The organism is Bacillus sp. D386, from assembly GCF_006346415.1.
Genome location: NZ_VEMV01000003.1, coordinates 127,129 through 150,107, shown reverse-complemented (window position 1 = coordinate 150,107; position 22,979 = coordinate 127,129). Strand labels below are relative to the sequence as shown.

Genomic DNA, 22,979 nt, shown 5'->3' with positions numbered 1-22,979 from the left:
CTTCGTAACATTTCCATTTTCAACTAATATCTTATAGCGGTCCTGATATTCCCTGTTTGCGTATCATTAAGAAGTGAGCTGCAATTAGTCCAATAAGCGCCGCCGGAAGGAAGAATACATGAATCGCAAAGAAACGCGTTAAGGTTTGCGCCCCGACAATCGTAGGGTCACCAGCAAGCAACGTTTTTAAGTATGGCCCGATGAATGGCACCGAATCGATAATGGTCAACGTTACTTTTGTAGCGAATAACGCTTTCATATCCCAAGGAAGCAGATACCCTGTCAATCCTAGAGCTAGCATTATAAAGAAAATTAATACTCCAACAATCCAGTTTAGTTCACGTGGCTTTTTATAGGCACCCTGGAAGAACACACGAAGAGTATGTAAAAACATCATGACAATGACGACACTTGCTCCCCAGTGATGCATGCCCCGAACAATTTGACCAAAAGCTACTTCATTTTGTAAATAATAAACAGATTCCCATGCATTTTTAATATCCGGCACATAATACATGGTTAAAAACATTCCGGATAAAATTTGAATGACTACGATGAAAAACGTCAATCCCCCAAAACAATAAACAAATGCCGAAAAGTGATGGGCAGGGTTTACATGCTCAGGGACTTCATGATCAGCAATGTCGCGCCATAATGGCGTGATATCCAATCGCTCATCAATCCAATCGTACATTTTATTAAGCATTGATTATGCCTCCCTACACTTCGTTTTCTTTTGCATTGCCCAAGTATAATACTCCATCTTTTTCCTGCTTGTCGTAAACATCGAGCGGCCCGATTGGAGGTGTTTTCGGAATGTTTTTACCATTCTTTTCGTAACGCCCCCCGTGACATGGACAGTAAAATTCATTCTTATGATCTTCTGATCCTTCCCAGTTCACCGTACACCCCAAGTGTTTACATTCCGGAGAAAGGGCAACTATCTTGCCGTTCTCATCTTTGTAAACCCATGCTGTTCTTGTCTCTTCAGCTTCGTACCAACCATCTTTAACCTCAGTTTTATAATCGACACGAGTTGGTGTTTCAGTAATCTCAGATATTTTCATTCCAGTATTAATGAACTCCCCAGATGCATTCGCTTTCAAAGCTGGATCGACTGCAAAACGCAGCATAGGCATAAGTGTTGCCGCTCCCATGAACCCCCCAACGCCCATAAGCGTATAATTCAGAAATTGGCGTCTTGATACTTTTTGGCTGCTCATAAAATTTCTCCCCCCCTTATATCGAAAAAGTCATACAAAATAGAAAATTGCACAAACTCCATAAAACTAGGACATTACAATAATATCCTAATATTTTTAATAGGTCAATAAACTCCCAGTTAAGGAAATACATGTTTTATTTTTCCTGTTTTATACCAATATACTATTTACTTACAAAAACATCATTTATTCCAGGATTCTGTTAGTATATCAACAAGCTGTTTCATTTGATCACTTATAACTGTTTTAATCGCATCAAGAGGCATTTTTTCGATGGGGATTGCCGGTATCCATAAAACATGTCCGCTCTCATCTATACTTGTCCATTTACTGTCAGTAGTGAGAAATTGGATATATTTAAATCCCTGACCTCTATAATAATCTACCCAAACAGACAAGAGATTTAATTTCTCCTCTGTCTTACTATTTTTAATATATGGCAGAGGTAGGGCTAAAAATAGACGGCCCTTTAATTCTTTTTCGAGCTCATGCGTCAGCAATGTCATAAATTCATAGGATGATACCGTCTGGCTAAATGTATCATCAAAATCAACCGGATTTAACGGGATAACTATAGTATCAATATATTCTTTGGATTTACTAAATAATTCTGTATCAACTGACTGATATTTCATAATTTTCCCCCTCGACTTCTTTTTCCATTGTAAAACATAATAAGTAAAATATATACAAATAAGCTTACAATTCAGGGAGAAATCTTTGTTCCTCATCCTGCTGGGATAAGCAACTGCCAAATCAAGCGTGGAAGCATAAAAAAGACCACACATAATCTCTTTCTCTCAAAGAAATATGTGTGGCTGCTATTAGTTAAAAGATTCCTGAGATCGGATTCTTTTCAACTGACTGCTTAATTTATTAAATAATTCTATATCACGGTTATCAATTGCCTCATCAATCATCTGTGCTAACCGTTCCTCTTCGAATCTTGATAGACTGATTTTTAAAATATTTTCTGCAATATATTGATCCTGTTCATTACCGGGGAGGTTTTTTGGCTGATAAGGATTTTCCTCAAGTACGGCTGCATACTGATAGGATGAGTAGGCTGTCCTGAAATTCAATTGTATGTAGATATCCTCGTCCTTATTAAGCCGTATATCATGGAATGACTTCTCTGCGTCAGTTGTCATGATATTACTCTTATAGAATCTAAATGGCACATCTTCCACACAATGAGTGGACATGACCATTCCTTTTGGACAATACTTAGCTCCTTCCACGAAATGAACATTCATCATGAGCTGATCATGACTCATTAAGTAATTTAATATCCATACACATTCTCTGCGCTTTAATTGGTAATGGTTCAGAAACCAGCGTATAAATTCCTTCTTCTCATCGACAGAAACAGGGGTTTTCAAGGTGGAGCCCTCCTCTGTACAAATTAGTTAAATTCGTTCTAAAATATCAATATACTCATCATTGCTTGGGTCTTCGTGGAGTAATGTCTTAAATATCGACCTGGCCTCTTCAAATTTACTGTCTTCCAGCAAGAAATAACCGTATTCATGTAAAAAGTCTCTATTATCTCCAAAAAATTCATGTGCCTCTTTGTAACATGATAATGCTTCACTATACTCCTCAAGCTCTGAATATGCCGTTGCCAGGAGCCAATTAAATTGCGGGTCATCCTCCCCCATCGCTCTAACAGAGGATACCAAATCAATGACATGGTCAAACATTTCTTCGTGTAAATAAAGCTTGCCTAAAGTTAGAATTGCCTCGAGGTAACCCGGATCAATCGCAATAGCCTCCGATAGCCATTTAATAGCTTTCTCTGTATTTCCAAGCTTAGTTGCTAGCTCAGCACCATACAGGAATATTTCCTTATTGAAAGGATCTTCCTTAATCCCTTCTTCTGCAACATCCAGTGCTTTTTCCAAATCAAGGGACTCTTCATAGGCCATGGCTAAATACAAATAAAGTGAATGATAGGCAGGGTCTATTTCCTTAAGCTCTGTAAACTTAGCTATTGCCGTTGGAAATTCTCCTGCATGATACGCAGCAAATCCATATTCAAACAATAAATTTACGTCATCATCCTCCCTGCCAGCTTTCTTGAAATAAGGGAGCGACTCTTCAAATTCGCCCAATGATACAAGTGATAAGGCTAATCTCTTATAAATTGAAACGCCATTTATTACAGTCTCATTCTTTAAGATACTGCTATATAATTCTACAGCCGAACGGAAATGTCCTTGTTGATAATAAAGTTCTGCAAGAGCAAATTTTACAATAGGTTCATCCGGTAAAATTCGATTGGCCTCTTTCAGCTTTTGAACACTGACCTCCTCCATACCCATTCCCTGATATAAATCCCCTAATAATAGGAGTGCTCCTGGGTACATCGGATCTTCCTGATCAATTTTCTCTAAATACAACAATGCTTCCTCTTCCTGCCCCAATTCAGTTGATACTTCAGCCAATGAAAATAAAATCTCTCCTTCATCGGGATAACGCTTCAGCAATTCTTCAAAAAGCTCCTTTGCCTCTTCCATAAACCCAAGTGAAGCGATTTCTTCCGCCAAGGTATAAACATCGTCATCATTGTTGGATTGCTTAATCTGATTTATATGTTTTTTAGCTTCTTCAAATTCACCTTGCATCAGTTTTTTTATAATTGATTCAATTTTCATCATTGGTATTCCTTTCTGTTTCCCTAAATCTATAACAAATCTGCTGGTCATTCGGCAAAATAATGTTCGTCCAATCCGGAGCCTCTAAAATTTTGTTATTACCCCTATTATACTCACTTTTTTTAACCTGTATAAAGAGCTAATGGAAACTCCAGAAAAAAATATTTATCTGATAAGGAAATTAAATGATTTTTTTGTGGTATAGAGCTTGGAGTCTTAATTTTAAGGTTATATAAGTATACTTTATCATTTAACAAAAAGCGACCGAATCGTACTCTTCCATTTCATTCTATCTATCCATTTAATTGATTACATTTTCACCGCCCTATCAACCATTTTTACATGTGTAAAGGCAAGGGTTTCATTGACTTTCTTTTAGACATGCTATGAAACTATCAGAAATTTTAGTACCAAAAAAGAGAGGTTCCCCTCTCTTTTATTTCTGAATGGATACAAGCTTAATTAAATCATCAAAGAAACCTGGATAGGATACTGAAATGGCATCAGCATTGTTTAATACTACAGAGTCTTTGGAAAGCAGTGAAGCAATCGCCAATGTCATTCCGATACGGTGGTCCCCCAGGCTGTCCACCGTACCTCCATGCAAGGTTTGTTCTCCCTCAATGATTAAACCATCGTCTGTTGGAGTTATATCAACACCAAGCGCACCCAATTGAGTAGCGATGGCATCAATTCGATTTGTTTCTTTAACCTTTAACTCAGCAGCATCTTTAATGACGGTTTTTCCCTTAGCCTGTGAAGCTAACAGGGCAATAACAGGCAGCTCATCAATTAACCTTGGAATGATATCTCCGGCAATTGTTATCCCCTTTAAAGAGGAAGTTTTTACTGTAACCGTACCGGATTCTTCCGCAAGTTCTCCTTGTTGATCTAACTGAATTTCAATATTTGCTCCCATTTCTTTCAAAACATCAATAATCCCCGTTCTTGTTTGATTCAGCCCAACGTTCTTTAATATAATCTCACTGTTTGGTACAATGGTACCGGCAACCATCCAAAACGCTGCAGAGGAGATATCTCCGGGAACATGAACATCCTTTCCGCTCAGCACCTGATTTCCTGTAACTCTGATCATATTGCCGTCGATATGGATGCTCCCCCCAAACGATTCAATCATCCGTTCAGTATGATCCCTCGTGGCTGCTTTTTCAATGACCGTTGTGGTTCCTTTTGCATGTAATCCAGCCAAAAGAATAGCTGATTTCACCTGGGCACTTGCTACCGGAAGCTCATATTCAATACCTGACAGCTCACCTTGGTTCATTTCAAGCGGTATAAAGTTACCATCCTCTTTTCCGGATATTCTTGCTCCCATTTTCCTCAGCGGATCTACCACTCTTCTCATTGGCCTTTTTGCAATGGATTCATCACCAGTGAAAGTGATAGAAAAGGGCTGGTTGGCGAGTAACCCCATAAGCAGTCGGATGGTTGTCCCTGAATTGCCGACATCAAGCAAGCCAATCGGCTCCTTTAAACCGCCATATCCATTACCCTGGATGGTGACCTTATCGCCTTCTCTTTGTATATCCACACCCATTTTTTGAAAACACTCAATAGTACTTAAGCAATCCTGACCCTCTAAGAAATGATATACCGTCGTTTTCCCTTCCGCTATTGCCCCAAACATGACCGCTCTGTGCGAAATAGATTTATCTCCCGGCACTTCAATCGTGCCTTTCAACTGGGGGTTTTTGAATAATAGGATTTTTCCCATGCCTTTCCTCCTTTTTATCTCAGTCATAATAAGTATCGTAATTAGTTGCATCACGTAAACATTCCACCGCTAGTTTGCGATCTTCACCTGATTGGAAGGAGATCACCAATACACCGTACACTTCTTCACGCGTCTCAATGATTCTTATATTAGTAATACTTATATTAGATTTTGCTAAATAACCGGTAATCTCCGAAATGACTCCTGGATAATCCGGGACATCCACATATAAATCATAAAAGGAAGGAATTGCACCCTTTTTACGGGCCGGCATCTCATCACGAAACATTTTTGCACTTTGGAAAAAGGAATATAATCTTTCCTCATCCTTCGTACGAATCCATTCTCTCACCTCTGACATTTCATCTATCCAGGAGTCCAAAAGATCGATTAATACTTGATCATTTTGAATCAGAATATCCTTCCACATTTGAGGACTGGATGAAGCTATTCGGGTAATATCCCTGAATCCTCCGGCAGCAAGTCTTGCAACTAAATCATGTTTCGCTTCAGCCTGTTCAGCCTGATTAACAATCGAGGCTGCCATAATATGCGGCAAATGACTGATGACACCTGTCATTAAATCGTGCTCATGAGCATCCACTTCAATGAATTTGGCTTTCGTCCCCTTCAGCCACATCTTCAGCTCAGCAACCTCTTTAACACCTGCATGAGCAGAAGGTGTCAATATATAAAAAGCATTTTCAAAAAGATGCACTTTTGCCGCAGCTACTCCGCTTTTATGAGATCCAGCCATTGGGTGACCGCCTATAAACGTATAATTCATGCTAAACAAACGCTCTGCTTCTTTCATGATCTTTGCCTTTGTACTTCCTACATCCGTAATTATAACGCTTTTTTTCAGCGTACATGCTGACAGGCTTTCCATAACGGTTGATGTAGCTTGCACCGGGACTCCGATAATGATAACATCTGCTCTTCCAGCTGCCTCTTTATAATCCAAAGTCTCTTCATCTATTACTTTTAATGCTTTTGCCAGCTGCACCTGTTTTCGATCCACATCATACCCTAGTATCAATGCCTTCGGATGTTCCTTTTTAATAGATAAAGCAATGGATCCTCCAATTAAACCAAGACCTATCATTAATACATTCCCACGCATGGAGGCACCTCACCTACTATCTATTTGGTTTCTTTATTTTCTTTCATCAAAAGGAAATTTTTCAGCTCTTTCAAAACAGCTTCATTCTGCTGGTCAGAACCAACTGTAATCCTAATGGATGTCGGGAAACCCAAAGCCTGGCCGGAACGAACGATAAAGCCTTTTCTCATTAAATACTGAAAGACTTCATCCCCATCATGACCTGTATCGATTAAGATGAAATTTGCCTGTGATGGATAGTAACTTAAGTTATGAATCTTACAAAATTCATAATATTGCTGAAGGCCATCTCTATTTTTTTGTTTGCATTCCTCAATAAATTGTTGATCACTTATAGCAGCAATCGCAGCCTTTTGAGCTAATGCATTGACGTTAAACGGCTCTCTTGCAGGCTCAAGCATACGGATAATATCGGAATTAGCCACTCCATAACCAATACGCAAAGCCGCCATCCCGTAAATCTTGGAAAAAGTATGCAATAGGATTAAATTATCAAACTGATTAATTAACGGCAAGATTTCAGGATAATCTATAGCTGTGACGTACTCATAATAAGCTGCATCAAATACAACTAATACATCGTTAGGAACCTGACTCAAAAATGGGAGAAGCTCCTCACCTCTTATGTATTCGCCTGTCGGATTATTAGGAGAACAAATCCACACAATCCCCGTGTCAGCATCAATCTGACGAAGCATGCCGTCAAGATCATGTCTGCCATTTATATGCGGCACCTCCCTGATCTCTGCCTGCTCCAAAATGGCATTATGGCTGTACTGACTAAAGGTACCCGTAGACATAACCGTATTCACACCTGGAGCAAGAATCGCCTTTGCTATCATTTGGATGATATTATCTGAACCATTTCCAAAGATAAGCTGATTTTTTTCAACTCCTAAATAGTTAGATAAGACTTCACGCAAATTAACGGCTCCGCCATCCGGATACAAGGGAAGTGACCATTCTGTTTCCTTCAGCGTTTTTGCGACTTCGGATGAATATCCGTATGGGTTTTCATTTGATGCCAGTTTGATGATCTCCTCCAACCCAAACTCCCTTTTTACTTCCTCAATTGGTTTGCCTGGCTTATAAGGCTCTAATGTATATAAATGATTCTTCCATTTCAAAGCTCCAGTTCCCCCTTTTTTATTGTCTATTTCTCTGTTAAATCAGGTCTAAGGACCGTAGCCCCCTCCAGATAAATATGCTTGATATTCTTTTGGGCTGTATCCAAATTGGCATGAATCATAATCCGTATGGCCAATGATAAGGAACCTGGTACTGGAATTTCACGCATGCACATAACGGGAACATATGTAAATCCATCTATTTTTCTAACAACAGCAGCTGGAAACCCTGCATCTATATCATCTGTGACAGATATGAATATAGATGCAATAGACTCTGCCTGAAGATGATTCTGTTCGATCATTTCTCGAAGTAAGATTTCTGTTTTATTTTCAATGAGTTCTTTTTTATTTGCTTCTATGGTAATGGCTCCTCGGATGCCTCTCATCATAATGAATAACCATTCTCCCTTCCGACTATATTGTTTAAGAAATAGGTTAATTCGTCTTGTATTTCCGTATCAGAATAGGAATGTAAGGCTGGGCTGCCATAATCATTTAAAAGGACCGTCGCTATTGTCCCTTGTTTATTTTTCTTATCAAGTTTCATAAATGGCAGCAATAATTCTGCTGATAAAATTTCTTTTGGTATTTGTAGATAGCCTAAATTGGTTAACCAATCCTTAAATGCAGTTAGATTAAAAGAAAAATCAGCATACTTTTGGCTCAAATATAGGTCAAATAACATACCAAAGGCTACAGCTTCCCCATGGGTTACCACTCCATATCCAGCTGCCCCTTCAATCGCATGAGCTAATGTATGACCAAAATTAAGAAAAGCACGCGAGCCTTTCTCCTTTTCATCCTCCGATACAATAGTAGCTTTAACAGAAATCCCTTTTTTTATATAAGAAGCCAATGATTTGGATTGCAGGTCAGAAATACTGCAATACTGATTTCTTAAATCGTCATAAAAGGATTTACTGCATAGTAGGGCATGCTTAATTAACTCGGAAAATCCTGAGCGCCATTCCTTCTCTGGTAAAGTGGATAAAAAGGAACTATCATAGAAGACTGCCTCCGGTTGATAGAAACAGCCTACTAGATTTTTACCCAGTTGATGATTAATAGCCACTTTTCCTCCAACTGCACTGTCATGAGCCAGCAAGGTTGTTGGCAGTTGAATATAGGGAATACCTCTCATATAGGTCGCAGCTACAAATCCAGCTAAATCTCCAACCACTCCCCCGCCCAGAGCTAACACGAGGCTGTCACGATCAAGTTTATTTTCAAATCCTACCGTTAAACATTCTTCGTATACAGAGAATGATTTTGCTCTTTCTCCTGTTGGTACGGCATGGATGATTACTTCATAGCCACGTTTGGCCAACAACGTTTTAATCAGCTCAGAATAAAGAGACGATACCAGTTCATCCGATATCATATATACTTTTGGTTTTCCTTTGAAATTTTTCTCCAAAAATATGGGGAGCTCTTCAATCACTCCATCACCTATAAAAATCGGATACTCCTTTGAAGAAGTTTTAATTTGAATAGTTTCCATTAGAATTCCCTCGCATACATTCTTTGCTGATTAACGGATTCAACCAATGTCTCCATCCGATCAGAATAAAACTGTTCAATGATTGCATTGGCAAGCTCCCATGCTACCACATGCTCAGCAACGACTGCCGCTGCCGGAACAGCACATGCATCAGAGCGTTCTATCGAGGCTGTAAATGACTCTTTAGTATCAATATCCACACTTTTGAGCGGCTTATACAAGGTAGGGATTGGTTTCATGACTCCACGCACTACTACAGGCATTCCAGTTGTCATTCCGCCTTCAAAACCGCCTAGGCGATTCGTTTTACGGCTATATCCCTGTCCTTCCTCCCAAATGATTTCATCATGCACCTGACTGCCTGGAATTCTGGCCGCTTCAAAGCCAATCCCGAATTCGACACCCTTAAATGCATTAATACTAAGGATTGCACCTGCAATTTTTGCATCTAGTTTACGATCATAATGAACATAGCTCCCGACACCAGCAGGCATTCCAGTCGCCACTACTTCAACGACACCACCTAATGTATCGCCATTCTTTTTAGCCAAATCAATGGCTTCCATCATCTTCTCAGCAGCTTTTTCATCAAGACAGCGAACCGGAGAATCCTCTGCCAGCTGTTGGATCTCTTTAATATCCTTAACCTCTGTTTCAGCTGCTTTAATGCCACCGATTTCAACAACATGCGAAACAATTTCTATACCAAGCAGACTAAGCAGTTTCACCGCAACAGCTCCCGCTGCCACTCGGACAGTTGTTTCTCTTGCAGACGAGCGCTCTAAAACATTGCGCAAATCCCTATGTCCATATTTCATACCGCCATTCAGGTCAGCATGCCCTGGGCGCGGTCTTGTGATTTTACGTTTAATTTCGTCTTCTGCCTTTTCATCAATTGGCTCAATTCCCATGACATGGGTCCAATGAGTCCAATCCCGGTTTTTAACTTGCAGAGCAACAGGTGATCCTAATGTCCTGCCATGACGAATTCCTGCTGTAATCTCTACTGTATCTTTTTCAATTTGCATTCTTCTACCGCGTCCATATCCCTTTTGTCTCCTGGCAAGATGCTTGTTGATATCTTCCTCAGACAACGGCATTCCTGCAGGTAATCCTTCTATTAAAGTTGTTAATTGGGGGCCGTGGGATTCCCCAGCAGTTATATATTTCATAAGGCTCCTCCTTCATCACTTTAAAGCATTTATGTAATAATATATCATATACTGTTATTCTTATGGTAATTTTCTTGCTTATATTGTACATCAGATTAACAAGGTACTACCATTCACTCTCTGCCGACGTCTCCTGATTATCTTTCATTTCAGTATGTCTATTAGCTATGTACCCTATGATGATTTCTCTTTTTATAAAAAAACGTATTTGTACTGATAAAATCATATACAGTTGGGTTGAAGATCTGTTCAGTACTGCCCACAAACAAAACTCCGCCAGGACGAAGTGATTGGGAAAATTTCTTATATAATAAACCCTTTGCTTCATCCGTAAAATAAATCAAAACATTACGGCATATGATTAAATCGTATGATTGGCCATACGAATCAGCCAGTAAATTATGTTTCTTGAACGTGACCGCATTTTTTATTTGTTGATTAATATGATAAAATCCATCCACGAATTCGAAATGCTTATTCTTTAACTCTACTGGTACTTCCCCCAAAGATTTTTCTGAATAAATGCCTCTCCTGCAAATTTCTAAGGCATTCTGATCTATATCGGTTGCCAGGATAGAGACACGATTCAGGGCATTTAAGCGGGTTAGCACCATGGCAAGTGAATAGGGTTCATCACCAGTTGAACAAGCGGCGCTCCAAATTTTCAAAGTCTTTTTTTCAGACAATAATTCTGGCAGAATCTCCTTCTCCAAAACCTCCCACCTTCTATAATTCCGAAAGAAGTTCGAAACATTAATCGTCATACGGTCCAGAAGCTCATTTAATAAATACTGGTCTTTACGAAGATGATTGTAATAATCCTGAAACCCATTAAAACCTTGTTTTTCATATAAGGAGGTAATTCTTCTTTTCATTTGCGCTTCCTTATATAAAGATAAATTGATTCCTGTTAAATAGTTAATCCCTTTAACAAACCCCTGATAGTCATCATTAATTTTTATCATATACCCCTACGACTCCAATAAATTCTTTTACTATAAGTATACAAAATTAGCAGATTCAATGATATAACCACACTTATTACGTATGCCCATAACGATCACATGATCTATTCTATAAACCCCCATAAACCGGTAAGATATGCAATTAAAAAAGCCGCCAACCTTGTTGACAGCCCTTAATCTTTATCTATCTACTTAATAAATCCACTCATTCGCTAATTTTGTATATTCAGCAAGCTCTTCTTCTTTAAAGAAGATTCCAAGTTCTCTCTCGGCACTTGCAGGTGAATCAGAGCCATGGATAATGTTTTTGCCTACCGTTACACCATAATCTCCGCGAATTGTACCAGGAGCAGCATCTTTTGGATTGGTAGATCCCATCATTTGACGAGCAGTCGCAATCACATTTTCCCCTTGCCATGCCATTGCAAAAACTGGTCCTGATGTAATAAAGTCAACCAATTCACCAAAGAAAGGACGCTCTTTATGTTCCTCGTAATGCTTTTCAGCCGCCTCTGTTGGAATCATCATCAATTTCGCTCCAACAAGCTGAAAGCCCTTTCTTTCTAAACGTGATACAATTTCCCCGATTAAATTTCTTTGTACACCATCTGGTTTAACCATTAAAAATGTTTTTTCCATAATTACACCTCTGTTCGTATGTATGGGCTTTCAGAAAGAATAATACCATTATTTACATGTATAAAGCAAACAAAAAAGGAAATAGCATTTTAGTATTTCCTTTTTCCGATAAATCTTGCTATTTCATATAAATAATCCGTATTCTTCGACTCTGGCAATAATTCTAGAATATCAAATGCTTTATCCAGGTAAGCATTGCTTAAGTCGATGGATTTCTCGATTGCTCCTGATTGCTTGATAGATTCGAGTATAGGCTGCAACTCTTCTAACCTCATATCTTCGTGAACAGTTCGGATAAGCTTGGCCAATTGCGGTTGCTGTAAGGCATACAAAACAGGTAAGGTAATATTCCCCTGCCACAAATCACTACCCGCAGGTTTCCCCAGATCTTTTTCAGAGGCCGTGAAATCAAGTATGTCATCCATTATTTGAAAGGACATGCCCACATAGTATCCATACAAGAATAATTTTTTGTGTATATCCTCCGATACCCCTGCACTGATCGCACCTAATTGGCAGCTGGCCGCAATTAAGACAGCCGTTTTTCGTTTAATACGCTTTAAATAGTTACGTAGATTTTGATCAAAATTGTATTTATCACGTATTTGTTCTATTTCGCCAATGCTGACTTCCATGATGGTTTTAGCTACTACCTGATGTGCCAATGGATCTTTAATATGAGTCATAAGCTCCTGAGCCCTGGCAAATATGTAATCTCCTGTATAAGTAGCCATTTTATTATCCCATTTGGAACGAACCGTCAGTGATCCCCTACGCAGTTTGGCTTCGTCAATGATATCATCATGTACTAATGATGCTGAGTGAATAAGTTCCAGAGCAACTGCAGCATGCTTAATTTGATTAATATCATACTCTCCAAATTTTGCGGTGAGCAGTACAAAAACAGGGCGTATGCGTTTGCCTCCAGCTTTCAGAGTGTGCATAGATGCTTCCTGAAGTGGTCTGCATTCAGTTTGTATCGATGAACGCAGCTCTTTTTCGATTAATTGGATATCCTGTCTGAAAATTGAATACAATTTTGGTAATTTCATAGTTCCACTTCCCGTTAAACTAATATGCGCCCTTTATTTTGATTGTTTGAATCCAAAATGAGACGCAGCTGCACCACCGGAATAAGGTTTATATTTAACCTTCACAAAACCGGCTTCTTCAAAGAGTCTTTTCAATGCCGGTGCACTTGGAAAATCAGATGCAGATTCCTGCAGCCAGGAATACTCCTTGTAACTCTTAGCCAATAATTTACCCAAGAGAGGCATAATATGCTTAAAATAAAAATAATATAGCTGTCTGTAAACCGGTAACGTCGGTTGAGAAGTATCTAAACAAACAGCCATGCCACCCGGTTTCAGAACACGGTTCATTTCTTTCAATACCGTTAAGTAGTCAGGGACATTCCGAAGACCAAATCCAATTGTGACAAAGTCAAATGTATTATCTTCAAAGGGAAGCTCCATTGCATTCCCATGAAGCAGTTCCACATTATTTAACTGCTCCTTTTTAACCTTTTGTTCGCCAATCTTGAGCATATTTTTACTGAAGTCCAAACCCGTTACCTTACCAGAGTCGCCAATCTGTCTCGCCAGCGCTATCGTCCAGTCAGCTGTACCGCAGCATACATCCAGTGCCTGATCTCCCTGTTTAACATCCATTTTTTTCATCGTATCGGCACGCCAACGCTTATGTAACTGGAAACTGATTACTGAATTCATAGAATCATAATTATCAGAAATCTTTTCAAAGACACCGTGTACACGTTCCTCTTTTGTTTGTTGTTTCATTATGAATTCCCTTTCCCCACATCGTCTTTTTATATGTTTTCAAGATTACCTTATACTTGTCTCAATCCGTAAAACCATTTCATCCTTAAAATTGTATTGCAACATAGCTGATCTTAATCTATCACTTACCTTTGTAATTTCCCTTTTAAGTAAATCTGATATTTTATCAGCAGTTTCATCATTTACACTATGTATTGATTGTAAGGCTTGAATAAATTTAGAGTTACACTTATTTTGATAACCGTCCAATTCTGCCATTAATCTATTCCATAATAAAAAGTCTATAAACAAATCCTTTTGTTCAATTACGTTAAAATACTCAGCTGTTTTTTCGACCAGTATGGTTTCAATCTGTTTAAGATACTTTACTAATGTATCTATATCAGCATCCTTATCCATATATAAGTGTACCTTAGCCTCATTCACTTCCTGAACTCCCCTGGACATTAGGTTAATAAACTCGATATCTTTTGTTTTCGCCAATATATGATAATACATACTGCTATAATAATCTCCAGCCAAAATCGATAACTGCCGTTTCCTTAATTTTGCCGGACTTTCGGATTCCTCTGTGTTTGAAACTCCCTCATGGGTATCCAGGGCAATTTGCATAAGCATGACAGATACTATGTAATATGGCATAAACTTTTGATCCACATTAGCATCACGCAGAATTTTAACCATAACCGCTATCATATCATCATTTATGACTGGCCGATCAATATGATCTAATATTAAAGAATGATAGATAAGTTTCTTTATCTCACTATTAAATTGTATGACTTCATTATTGATGCTATCCAATGGTAATCACCCATGCTTCCACTTCTGATTCCGTACCATAATCGGCACATTACGTATTCATCATACTTATCTTACTATCCTTTTAAATTGCTGTCGAATGGTTTAAAAGGAGAGAATAGATAATCGGTTATTCCTTTTCACTTTCTATTTCACCGTATGGCGTGTACATAACCGCTTTTCCTCTGATTTTCATAGCTGATGTGTGTTCTGTAAATTGAACAAATAACACTTCACCTTTATCAAGCTTTTCTGAATGATGGAATTTAGTATCCTCACCTCTGGTTAATCCAATAACACTCACTCCATCTTCCAATGCTTTTATAACTACAAAATCATTTGATTGAAGGTTCTCCATTCTCTTACTCCTTTTCAACTTTTATCTCATGATTATTTATTAATTAAGCTTAATACTTCCTGACGGGAGATTGAGTCTGTCGCCAATGTTCCTCTTACTGCGGAAGTAATTGTCTTCGATCCTGGTTTTTTAACACCTCTCATAGTCATGCACATATGCTCAGCTTCAACTACGACCATCACTCCATGAGGAGCCAGTGTGTCCATAATAGAATCTGCAACAGTTGATGTAATCCGTTCCTGTAATTGCGGCCTTCTGCTCACTGCTTCGACCGCTCTGGCTAATTTACTCAAACCTGTAACACGTCCGCCTTTTGGTATGTAGGCCACATGTGCCACTCCAAAGAATGGCACGAGATGGTGCTCACACATAGAATAAAAAGGGATATCCTTAACAAGGACTAATTCTTCATGATCTTCACCGAATACCGTTTCAAAATATTCTTTAGGATCCTGTCTCAATCCGGAAAATACCTCTTCATACATTTTTGCTACACGTTTAGGTGTGTCCAGGAGCCCTTCCCTTGTTGGATCTTCCCCAAGAGCCTCCAAAATCATTGTCACTGCTTCTTCTATTTTACCGCGATTGATTTCACTCATTTTATGTCTTCCTCCCATTGCTATACCTAATTTCAACTATTTCCATAGTAGCACATTTTATTCTTAGAGCCATAGATTATGGACTTCATAATAGAAAAAGAGTCATTACCAAAGAAATTGGTAATGACTCTAATCGCGTATAGCGCTTATTCAAGTAAAATCGTATGTAAAAATTACTTAACAGCGTCTTTAAGTGCTTTCCCTGGTTTGAATGCAGGTACTTTGCTGGCACTGATTTCGATTTCCTCACCAGTTTGCGGGTTACGTCCTTTACGAGCAGCACGCTCACGAACTTCAAAGTTACCGAAACCAATCAATTGTACTTTATCTCCATTTTTAAGAGCTTCTAAAATGGATTCGAACACTGCGTCTACTGCTTTAGTTGCGTCTTTTTTAGAAAGCTCGCTAGCTTCAGCAACAGCGTTGATTAATTCTGTTTTGTTCATGCCATTCACCTCCTCCCAAAGTATGCTTCCATTCTACTTCAATACTTTTTAAGTTGTAATGAAATATTTTCATCAGTCAAAACAAAAACTTGAAATATTTTGTCATTAATCATTTTTAACATAAAAAACCATTGATAAACATTGATATATAAGGGTTTTTGCTTTGAACTTGATTTCTGATAAAAGATTATCATAATCCATAGACCATATCAAGTAAATTGGCGAATTTACAGGCATTTATTCGAATAATGTAGGTTATTTTTCTATTTTTATTGCCATATCTTCTTATTTGAGGTATTTTGAAAGTTAAAGCATTTATAAAAACACTTGATTTTTGCAAAAAAATACAGAGGATTACGGATCCGTTACGGTCCGTAAAACCCTCTGTATCTGTTAAAGAATAATGGCAATTAATCCGCCAGATCCTTCATTAATGATTCTTTCAAGCGTTTCCTTTAATTTATATCGTGCATTCTCCGGCATCAAACTTAATTTAGCTTGGATTCCCTCACGAACTACAGTAGACAAACTGCGGCCAAATATATCTGAATTCCAGATGCTCAGAGGATTATCTTCAAAATCCGCCATTAAATAACGAACCAATTCTTCACTTTGTTTCTCTGTTCCGATTATAGGGGCAAATTCTGATTCAACATCTACTTTTATCATATGAATGGATGGCGCCACAGCTTTCAGCCTAACTCCAAACCTGGATCCCTGTCTAATGATTTCCGGTTCATCCAGACTCATATCCGCCAGAGAAGGAGAAGCAACACCATAACCCGTTTGTTTAACCATTTTAAGGGCATCCGCGACCTGGTCATACTCCGCTTTCGCGTAAGCAAAATCCTGCATTAATTCAAGCAAATGATCCTTCCCTCGTATCTCAACACCCACAATCTCTTTTAGAACCAGGTCATACAATTCATCAGGTGCTGATAAATCTATTTCGGCTACTCCCTGGCCCATTTCAATCCCAGCCAATGAAGCATGACCAACAAACTCATACTCTTCAAAAAGATGGACGAGTCTATCAACATCTCTAAGCCTTTTAATATCCTGAACCGTTTCTCTTATAGCATCCTGATAGCTGACCCTCAGCCAATGATTTTCATTAAGCACCATAACCCATCTAGGTAGATTCACATTCACTTCCAGAACAGGGAACTCAAACAATGCTTCCCGCAGGACATTTAACACATCCCCTTCCCGCATGCTCTCAACACTTATGGCAAGCACCGGGATATCATATTTTTCCTGAAGCTTAGCACGCAGAATCTCTGTATCCGGGTGATAAGGGCTGACTGTATTAATAATCATGATAAAAGGCTTTCCAACCTCTTTTAGCTCTTCTACGACCCTTTCCTCAGCATCTACATAGTCTAACCTTGGTATCTCTCCTATTGACCCATCTGTCGTCACTACAACGCCAATTGTAGAATGGTCCTGTATGACCTTACGAGTGCCAATTTCAGCTGCTTCATGAAACGGAATTGGCTCTTCATACCAAGGCGTATGAATCATCCTTGGCCCATTCTCATCCTCATATCCTTTCGCACCAGGAACGGTATATCCTACACAGTCAACCATACGAATATTGACCTCTAACCCTTCGTCTACCTGAACCTGCGCTGCCTGGTTCGGCACAAATTTAGGTTCCGTAGTCATGATCGTTCTTCCTGCTGCACTTTGTGGTAATTCATCGATCGTACGTGCTTTTTCAGCTTCACTTTTCATACCAGGAAGAACAACCAACTCCATAAATTTCTTAATAAATGTAGATTTACCCGTCCGAACGGCTCCAACTACTCCTAAATATATATCGCCGCCGGTTCTCTCGGCTATATCCTTAAATATATCGACCCTTTCCAAGAGATCCCCTCCCGATTCCTCCATATATGAGTACATATACGTAATTATTGATAGTCTTATAAACTTGGACACTATATATTTATGCTATAGCCCATTAAACTTATGACTAGTTTTTTCTCTCCTCTCCTTTTATGTAAACAACCGACTGCTATTTTTGATTAAAAATGAACCAATTATTCGGAGTATCATGATAAAGCACCGAATTATTCAGGAGATGTCAAAATTAAAAATACAATCTGGAATAAAAAAACCTTTCTTTTACAATATATTTTGTAAAAGAAAGGTTATTCCTCAATTGCCTTAAAGACAGGTTTATTTGCTTTTTGATCCCATGTATAAGGCAATGAATAGGCAGGAACAAAGAGGCTGTCTTTCACTAACTCTGCTCTTATATCTTCACCCTTTTTAAATCCCGCCGAACGATCAATAAGTAAATCATATAAATCCGGTGTATAATCAATATACAATTCGCCATCTTCACCTAAAACAAGGTGTAACGATTTACCTGTGAAGGGACTTTTCACGGTAGGTTCCTTGTCAAATCCCATATTTTTATAGTTGAGCGCATAGACATTGGTACCAATTTTTTCTTCAAACGCAGGATAGCCCTGTGATTGAATTTGCAGCTTGGTATCCCGTATTGTCTCGGCTAAACGTAAATCAATCAGCCTAACAGTTGGATTTGTTTCTTCATTAACGAGTGTGTATTGAAAAATCCCGCCATTTTCATAGGCATTTCCCGGAATTTCAGACATATATTTTGGAACCAATTTCTGAAAATCAATTATGTATTTCATATAATACGGTGTATCTTGATCCTTTGTCACAATCGGCAACAGGTTGCCGCCATTATCTTTTCTATATTCCAAAACAGCTTTCTGAACGGATTCGACCTGATCTTCATAGGGTACCTGGTTTTGCTGTAAATTCTCCTGCGGATACATACACCCGGATAGAAAAAGAATTGTACACAGCAAGAATGTCATTCCAGATATTTTATGTGGTATCTTATTCAACACTTTATCCATTTGTAGGACCACTCACAATAATAATGACCATAATAATGGCTGCTATAAACATAGATACATAGGCTATCGTGGCTAAAAGATATTTTAATATACCCTTTAATTTATATCTGCTTAGATATATAGCCAGCACTGCGATTGCCATTAAGCCCATCCCAGCAATCGAAATCCACATTTTTTGCATTGCTATGCTCAATATTCGGCACCCCTTTTTCATCAATTCTTTTTACCATATTTTTAAAAAGAATAATATTTTTTCAACCTTTGCTATTATAACCCAAAATATACCTAAAAGAAAACAAAAACGGAAGCTCGGGTTTTATATACCCAAACTTCCGTCCTGGACTAAATATATAGACTTAGACTAAGTTTATGCTGGCTCAGTCTTTTATAAAGTATACTATGTTTAAATGACCATCTTAGCAAGTAACAAATGCCTATTTTTTGACAAAATCATTGATTAATGATTATTAATCATGCTATCCATCAAATCTTCCATTTCATGCTTCTTGCTTCTAGTCATAAGATCATCTACTTCTGTCTTAATATCCTTGTCATTAAACAGGACATCGTACAAGGCAGTCGTAATTGGCATCTTCACTTGGTATTTCTCCGACAACTGATAAGCTGCCTTCGTTGTTCTCACGCCTTCAACAACCATTCCCATGCTTTCAAGAACCTCTTCAAGATTCTTTCCTTTTCCAAGCATATTACCGGCACGCCAGTTTCTTGAATGGACGCTTGTACATGTTACAATAAGGTCACCGATACCTGTTAATCCAAGGAATGTTAACGGGTTTGCTCCCATCTTCACACCCAGACGAGTGATTTCTGCAAGACCGCGAGTCATCAAAGCGGCTTTGGCATTATCTCCGTATCCAAGTCCATCCGTAATCCCAGCTGCTAAGGCAATAATGTTTTTCAAGGCACCCCCAATTTCCACACCAACTAAGTCTTGGTTCGTATACACGCGGAAATTTTGGTTCATAAATAAATCCTGAATACGCACTGCTGCTTCCATATTTTTAGAAGCAACCGTAACGGTTGTAGGAATCCTTCTGCTTACCTCTTCAGCATGGCTTGGGCCGGAGAGAACTATGATATCTTTTGCTATATCCAAAATTTCTTCTTCTATCATTTCAGATATACGCAGCAAGCTATCTGGCTCGATCCCTTTGCTTACATGGACGATTGTCACTTTATCCTGGACAATCACTTTAACCTTGCGGGCCACTTCACGAATTGCTTTAGTCGGTACAGCAAAAACAATAACCTCTGAGCCAGACAACGCCTCTTCCAAATCATGGTATGCCTTAATAGCGGAAGGGAGCTTGACATCAGGTAAATAACGAATATTTGCCTGTTCACGATTTATCTCATTGACATGTTCTAACTCATGCCCCCAGATTTTTACCGCATGTCCGTTATCTGCAAGGACAATTCCAAGTGCAGTTCCCCACGAACCTGCTCCCAAAATGGTGACTGATTGTTGCATAGACTCCACTCCTCAAAAAAATTATTTACGTAGTCGAGAAAATATTTTTATAGGCGTTCCTTCAAATCCAAATGCATCTCTAATTTTATTCTCCAGGAAGCGTTCATAGGAGAAGTGCATTAATTCTGGATCATTTACAAAGACAACAAAGGATGGCGGCTTAACGGCCACTTGTGTAGCATAATATATTTTCAACCTTTTGCCGTGATGGGTTGGCGTTGGATTCATTGCTACTGCATCCATTATAACATCATTCAGGACATTCGTTTGGATACGCTGTGCATGGTTTTCACTTGCCAAATTAATCATTGGAAGCAAAGTATGGATACGTGCTTTCGTTTTAGCAGACAAGAACACAATTGGAGCATAGTCAAGGAACTGGAATTCAGCTCTAATTTTCTCTTCAAACTTCTTCATCGTTTTATCATCTTTTTCAACTGCGTCCCATTTGTTCACTACAATAACGATAGCTCGTCCTGCCTGATGGGCATACCCAGCAATCTTTTTATCCTGTTCAATAATGCCTTCTTCCCCGTCGAGGACCACTAGGACAACATCTGAACGTTCAATAGCTCGTAATGCACGTAAAACACTGTACTTTTCAGTACTTTCGTATACCTTACCTTTTTTCCTCATTCCAGCGGTATCAATGATGACATAATCATCGCCATTATATTTATATGGAGAATCGACCGCATCTCTTGTTGTTCCTGCGATATTACTTACAATAACGCGCTCTTCACCCAAAATCGCATTAACTAATGAGGATTTTCCAACATTCGGTCTACCGATCAAGCTGAACTTAATCACATCTTCGTCATAGTCAGGTGCTTGGTGATCAGGGAAGCTTTGTACAACAGCATCTAGCAAATCCCCAATTCCAATTCCGTGAGAGCCAGAGATTCCTATTGGTTCACCAAAGCCCAATGCATAGAAATCATAGATCTGATCGCGCATCTCAAAGTTATCCACTTTATTTACAGCAACGACTACTGGTTTCTTTGAACGATAAAGAATTTTTGCCACTTCTTCATCAGCAGAAGTCAATCCCTCTCTGCCACTCGTCATAAAAATAATAACATCCGCTTCATCAATAGCAATCTCTGCCTGTTGACGAATCTGTTCTAAAAACGGTTCATCCCCTATATCAATACCGCCTGTATCAATAATATTGAATTCATGGTTTAACCATTCTCCAGAACTATAAATCCTGTCTCTGGTTACTCCGGCTACGTCTTCTACAATTGATATTCTTTCTCCTACAATCCGATTGAATATTGTAGATTTCCCTACATTCGGCCTGCCTACTATGGCTACAACTGGTTTTGGCATGGTCGTTCATCCTTTCAACTATCCTAGCTAAATTCCTGTTTATTTTCACTGAATTGTTAGCATGTTTAATGTATTTATATTTTATGAAAAAAGAACCCTTCTTAATCATAAAGAAGGGTCTAACTATATTATGATAGCAAACGTTTCGCAAAGTAACAACTCTTCTGCTATATTTCCTTACTATTTTTGACGTGAAATTTAAACTCCCTTGGAGTTTTCCTTTTAATATTCTCGGTAAAAAGTAAACTAAATTACTTTTCTTAATGGAATTTATCCAACAGGTTTTTATCTAACGCCCTTACCTTTTAACCCTACATGCTGCTGATGATAAATCCTTCGCCTCGGTATTCTTTTTGTCCATAGATTATTGGTTTTATTTAAAAGGATAGTAATGGTTATCGCCAGTAACAAAAGGTCCAATGATTCAAATGTACCTATCGCTTTAACTGGAAACCCGTAAACATATAAAATCCCTGAATAAACTGCTTCACCAAGTATAATGGCAACACTAAGTATACTGACCCTTTTAGTTGATTCTAAAAAGATTATACTCAGTACAACCAGCATACCGGCCGCAATATAAATCCAGTTTACAATAAACCATACTGGATATAGAACTGAATAAATTCTAATACATATAAAGGCAATAGTAATAAAAAAAATAGCGACTGTCATTCTAATTAATTCTTTATTCGTCCAATGTCTCCATTGATAAAAAGACCAAAGCAGGGCCGCAATAAAAAACAGATTTAAATGTATACTGAATATATGGATGGACAGACCGGCAAAGCAAATCCCTGCCAATAGTCTGATCATTCCTCTCCGTCTTATCTTAACCGATTCATCTGATATAAAAATAAAATACCAACACCCAAGCCACATTAAACTGAAAAATAAATAACCTTCATGCATAAAAACCTCCCTTAGCAGTATGCCAACTTTCAATTTTTTTAAACATTTCAAATGTAATAGGAAATTGATTTATTTAACACATCTTCGGTAAGCAGGGCATTCGATTCTTTTCTATAAATTCAGTAGATACCCAAAGACACCCTCACTTTCATAAACAGATATTCTACATAACAGATTTTTTCAGCCACGCTAATT

25 protein-coding genes are annotated in these 22,979 nt (G+C 38.5%); all 25 read right to left on the bottom strand.

Annotated elements, in window-relative coordinates; all coding sequences use genetic code 11:
• Positions 1–31: 31 nt before the first annotated feature.
• On the bottom strand, positions 32–706 hold the full coding sequence (gene qcrB / locus FHY45_RS09565) for a menaquinol-cytochrome c reductase cytochrome b subunit (protein ID WP_066107427.1): 675 nt from the start codon (positions 704–706) through the stop codon (positions 32–34).
• A gap of 13 nt (positions 707–719) precedes the next feature.
• Positions 720–1,223 (bottom strand): Rieske (2Fe-2S) protein, encoded by a 504-nt coding sequence (locus FHY45_RS09560; protein WP_139891739.1) that lies wholly within the window; start codon positions 1,221–1,223, stop codon positions 720–722.
• Between the two features lie 182 nt (positions 1,224–1,405).
• Positions 1,406–1,858 (bottom strand): DUF2487 family protein, encoded by a 453-nt coding sequence (locus FHY45_RS09555; protein ID WP_066107433.1) that lies wholly within the window; start codon positions 1,856–1,858, stop codon positions 1,406–1,408.
• Between the two features lie 189 nt (positions 1,859–2,047).
• Positions 2,048–2,605, bottom strand: coding sequence for a ReoY family proteolytic degradation factor (locus FHY45_RS09550; protein ID WP_066107436.1), 558 nt, complete (start codon positions 2,603–2,605; stop codon positions 2,048–2,050).
• Between the two features lie 27 nt (positions 2,606–2,632).
• A complete protein-coding gene (locus FHY45_RS09545) occupies positions 2,633–3,880 on the bottom strand; it encodes a tetratricopeptide repeat protein (RefSeq protein ID WP_254654729.1) in 1,248 nt (415 codons plus the stop codon).
• A gap of 436 nt (positions 3,881–4,316) precedes the next feature.
• Positions 4,317–5,615: a 3-phosphoshikimate 1-carboxyvinyltransferase gene (aroA, locus tag FHY45_RS09540; protein WP_139891738.1), complete on the bottom strand. Its 1,299-nt coding sequence runs from the start codon at positions 5,613–5,615 to the stop codon at positions 4,317–4,319.
• A gap of 19 nt (positions 5,616–5,634) precedes the next feature.
• The gene (locus tag FHY45_RS09535) at positions 5,635–6,738 is read right to left on the bottom strand and encodes a prephenate dehydrogenase (RefSeq protein WP_139891737.1); all 1,104 of its coding nucleotides are present in this window, start codon (positions 6,736–6,738) and stop codon (positions 5,635–5,637) included.
• A 20-nt stretch (positions 6,739–6,758) separates the two neighbouring features.
• Positions 6,759–7,865, bottom strand: a complete 1,107-nt coding sequence (gene hisC, locus FHY45_RS09530) for a histidinol-phosphate transaminase (protein WP_139891736.1) — start codon at positions 7,863–7,865, stop codon at positions 6,759–6,761.
• 26 nt (positions 7,866–7,891) lie between these two features.
• Positions 7,892–8,257 carry a chorismate mutase gene (gene aroH, locus FHY45_RS09525; protein WP_139891735.1) on the bottom strand — a complete coding sequence of 122 codons (366 nt, stop codon included), beginning with the start codon at positions 8,255–8,257 and terminating at the stop codon, positions 7,892–7,894.
• Positions 8,254–9,369, bottom strand: coding sequence for a 3-dehydroquinate synthase (gene aroB, locus FHY45_RS09520; RefSeq protein WP_139891734.1), 1,116 nt, complete (start codon positions 9,367–9,369; stop codon positions 8,254–8,256). Before aroB ends, aroH begins: the two co-directional genes overlap by 4 nt.
• Positions 9,369–10,541: a chorismate synthase gene (gene aroC / locus FHY45_RS09515; RefSeq protein WP_139891733.1), complete on the bottom strand. Its 1,173-nt coding sequence runs from the start codon at positions 10,539–10,541 to the stop codon at positions 9,369–9,371. Before aroC ends, aroB begins: the two co-directional genes overlap by 1 nt.
• A 161-nt stretch (positions 10,542–10,702) precedes the next feature.
• Positions 10,703–11,506 carry a CheR family methyltransferase gene (locus tag FHY45_RS09510; protein ID WP_066107456.1) on the bottom strand — a complete coding sequence of 268 codons (804 nt, stop codon included), beginning with the start codon at positions 11,504–11,506 and terminating at the stop codon, positions 10,703–10,705.
• Between the two features lie 192 nt (positions 11,507–11,698).
• Positions 11,699–12,145, bottom strand: coding sequence for a nucleoside-diphosphate kinase (ndk, locus tag FHY45_RS09505; RefSeq protein ID WP_139891732.1), 447 nt, complete (start codon positions 12,143–12,145; stop codon positions 11,699–11,701).
• An 89-nt stretch (positions 12,146–12,234) separates the two neighbouring features.
• Entirely contained in the window at positions 12,235–13,197 is a 963-nt protein-coding gene (hepT, locus tag FHY45_RS09500) for a heptaprenyl diphosphate synthase component II (RefSeq protein WP_139891731.1), read from the bottom strand.
• Positions 13,198–13,230: 33 nt separating this feature from the next.
• Positions 13,231–13,944, bottom strand: coding sequence for a demethylmenaquinone methyltransferase (locus FHY45_RS09495; protein ID WP_139891730.1), 714 nt, complete (start codon positions 13,942–13,944; stop codon positions 13,231–13,233).
• A 45-nt stretch (positions 13,945–13,989) separates the two neighbouring features.
• A complete protein-coding gene (locus FHY45_RS09490) occupies positions 13,990–14,748 on the bottom strand; it encodes a heptaprenyl diphosphate synthase component 1 (RefSeq protein WP_066107470.1) in 759 nt (252 codons plus the stop codon).
• A 127-nt stretch (positions 14,749–14,875) separates the two neighbouring features.
• Positions 14,876–15,103 (bottom strand): trp RNA-binding attenuation protein MtrB, encoded by a 228-nt coding sequence (gene mtrB, locus FHY45_RS09485; protein WP_066107475.1) that lies wholly within the window; start codon positions 15,101–15,103, stop codon positions 14,876–14,878.
• 32 nt (positions 15,104–15,135) lie between these two features.
• Positions 15,136–15,702 carry a GTP cyclohydrolase I FolE gene (gene folE, locus FHY45_RS09480; protein WP_066107479.1) on the bottom strand — a complete coding sequence of 189 codons (567 nt, stop codon included), beginning with the start codon at positions 15,700–15,702 and terminating at the stop codon, positions 15,136–15,138.
• Between the two features lie 173 nt (positions 15,703–15,875).
• A complete protein-coding gene (locus FHY45_RS09475) occupies positions 15,876–16,148 on the bottom strand; it encodes an HU family DNA-binding protein (protein ID WP_049670554.1) in 273 nt (90 codons plus the stop codon).
• Positions 16,149–16,541: 393 nt separating this feature from the next.
• On the bottom strand, positions 16,542–18,020 hold the full coding sequence (spoIVA, locus tag FHY45_RS09470) for a stage IV sporulation protein A (protein ID WP_066107482.1): 1,479 nt from the start codon (positions 18,018–18,020) through the stop codon (positions 16,542–16,544).
• 284 nt (positions 18,021–18,304) lie between these two features.
• Complete coding sequence (locus tag FHY45_RS09465; RefSeq protein ID WP_373925468.1) at positions 18,305–19,048, bottom strand: hypothetical protein; 744 nt, start codon at positions 19,046–19,048, stop codon at positions 18,305–18,307.
• A complete protein-coding gene (locus FHY45_RS09460; protein ID WP_066107485.1) occupies positions 19,041–19,241 on the bottom strand; it encodes a DUF2768 domain-containing protein in 201 nt (66 codons plus the stop codon). The genes FHY45_RS09465 and FHY45_RS09460 overlap by 8 nt, the downstream gene beginning before the upstream one ends.
• Positions 19,242–19,505: 264 nt before the next feature.
• Entirely contained in the window at positions 19,506–20,540 is a 1,035-nt protein-coding gene (locus FHY45_RS09455) for an NAD(P)H-dependent glycerol-3-phosphate dehydrogenase (protein WP_139891729.1), read from the bottom strand.
• Positions 20,541–20,561: 21 nt separating this feature from the next.
• Positions 20,562–21,872: a ribosome biogenesis GTPase Der gene (gene der / locus FHY45_RS09450; protein ID WP_066107491.1), complete on the bottom strand. Its 1,311-nt coding sequence runs from the start codon at positions 21,870–21,872 to the stop codon at positions 20,562–20,564.
• Positions 21,873–22,157: 285 nt separating this feature from the next.
• The gene (locus FHY45_RS09445) at positions 22,158–22,784 is read right to left on the bottom strand and encodes a YphA family membrane protein (RefSeq protein ID WP_066107492.1); all 627 of its coding nucleotides are present in this window, start codon (positions 22,782–22,784) and stop codon (positions 22,158–22,160) included.
• Positions 22,785–22,979: the final 195 nt, after the last annotated feature.

Excerpts from the sequence above, each read along its gene's own strand:
- qcrB (WP_066107427.1), bottom strand. The coding sequence starts at position 706 with ATGCTTAATAAAATGTACGATTGGATTGATGAGCGATTGGATATCACG.
- FHY45_RS09560 (WP_139891739.1), bottom strand. The coding sequence starts at position 1,223 with ATGAGCAGCCAAAAAGTATCAAGACGCCAATTTCTGAATTATACGCTT.
- FHY45_RS09555 (WP_066107433.1), bottom strand. The coding sequence starts at position 1,858 with ATGAAATATCAGTCAGTTGATACAGAATTATTTAGTAAATCCAAAGAA.
- FHY45_RS09545 (WP_254654729.1), bottom strand. The coding sequence starts at position 3,880 with ATGAAAATTGAATCAATTATAAAAAAACTGATGCAAGGTGAATTTGAA.
- aroA (WP_139891738.1), bottom strand. The coding sequence starts at position 5,615 with ATGGGAAAAATCCTATTATTCAAAAACCCCCAGTTGAAAGGCACGATT.
- FHY45_RS09535 (WP_139891737.1), bottom strand. The coding sequence starts at position 6,738 with ATGCGTGGGAATGTATTAATGATAGGTCTTGGTTTAATTGGAGGATCC.
- aroH (WP_139891735.1), bottom strand. The coding sequence starts at position 8,257 with ATGATGAGAGGCATCCGAGGAGCCATTACCATAGAAGCAAATAAAAAA.
- aroB (WP_139891734.1), bottom strand. The coding sequence starts at position 9,369 with ATGGAAACTATTCAAATTAAAACTTCTTCAAAGGAGTATCCGATTTTT.
- aroC (WP_139891733.1), bottom strand. The coding sequence starts at position 10,541 with ATGAAATATATAACTGCTGGGGAATCCCACGGCCCCCAATTAACAACT.
- FHY45_RS09510 (WP_066107456.1), bottom strand. The coding sequence starts at position 11,506 with ATGATAAAAATTAATGATGACTATCAGGGGTTTGTTAAAGGGATTAAC.
- ndk (WP_139891732.1), bottom strand. The coding sequence starts at position 12,145 with ATGGAAAAAACATTTTTAATGGTTAAACCAGATGGTGTACAAAGAAAT.
- hepT (WP_139891731.1), bottom strand. The coding sequence starts at position 13,197 with ATGAAATTACCAAAATTGTATTCAATTTTCAGACAGGATATCCAATTA.
- FHY45_RS09495 (WP_139891730.1), bottom strand. The coding sequence starts at position 13,944 with ATGAAACAACAAACAAAAGAGGAACGTGTACACGGTGTCTTTGAAAAG.
- mtrB (WP_066107475.1), bottom strand. The coding sequence starts at position 15,103 with ATGGAGAACCTTCAATCAAATGATTTTGTAGTTATAAAAGCATTGGAA.
- folE (WP_066107479.1), bottom strand. The coding sequence starts at position 15,702 with ATGAGTGAAATCAATCGCGGTAAAATAGAAGAAGCAGTGACAATGATT.
- FHY45_RS09475 (WP_049670554.1), bottom strand. The coding sequence starts at position 16,148 with ATGAACAAAACAGAATTAATCAACGCTGTTGCTGAAGCTAGCGAGCTT.
- FHY45_RS09465 (WP_373925468.1), bottom strand. The coding sequence starts at position 19,048 with ATGGATAAAGTGTTGAATAAGATACCACATAAAATATCTGGAATGACA.
- FHY45_RS09455 (WP_139891729.1), bottom strand. The coding sequence starts at position 20,540 with ATGCAACAATCAGTCACCATTTTGGGAGCAGGTTCGTGGGGAACTGCA.
- der (WP_066107491.1), bottom strand. The coding sequence starts at position 21,872 with ATGCCAAAACCAGTTGTAGCCATAGTAGGCAGGCCGAATGTAGGGAAA.
- FHY45_RS09445 (WP_066107492.1), bottom strand. The coding sequence starts at position 22,784 with ATGCATGAAGGTTATTTATTTTTCAGTTTAATGTGGCTTGGGTGTTGG.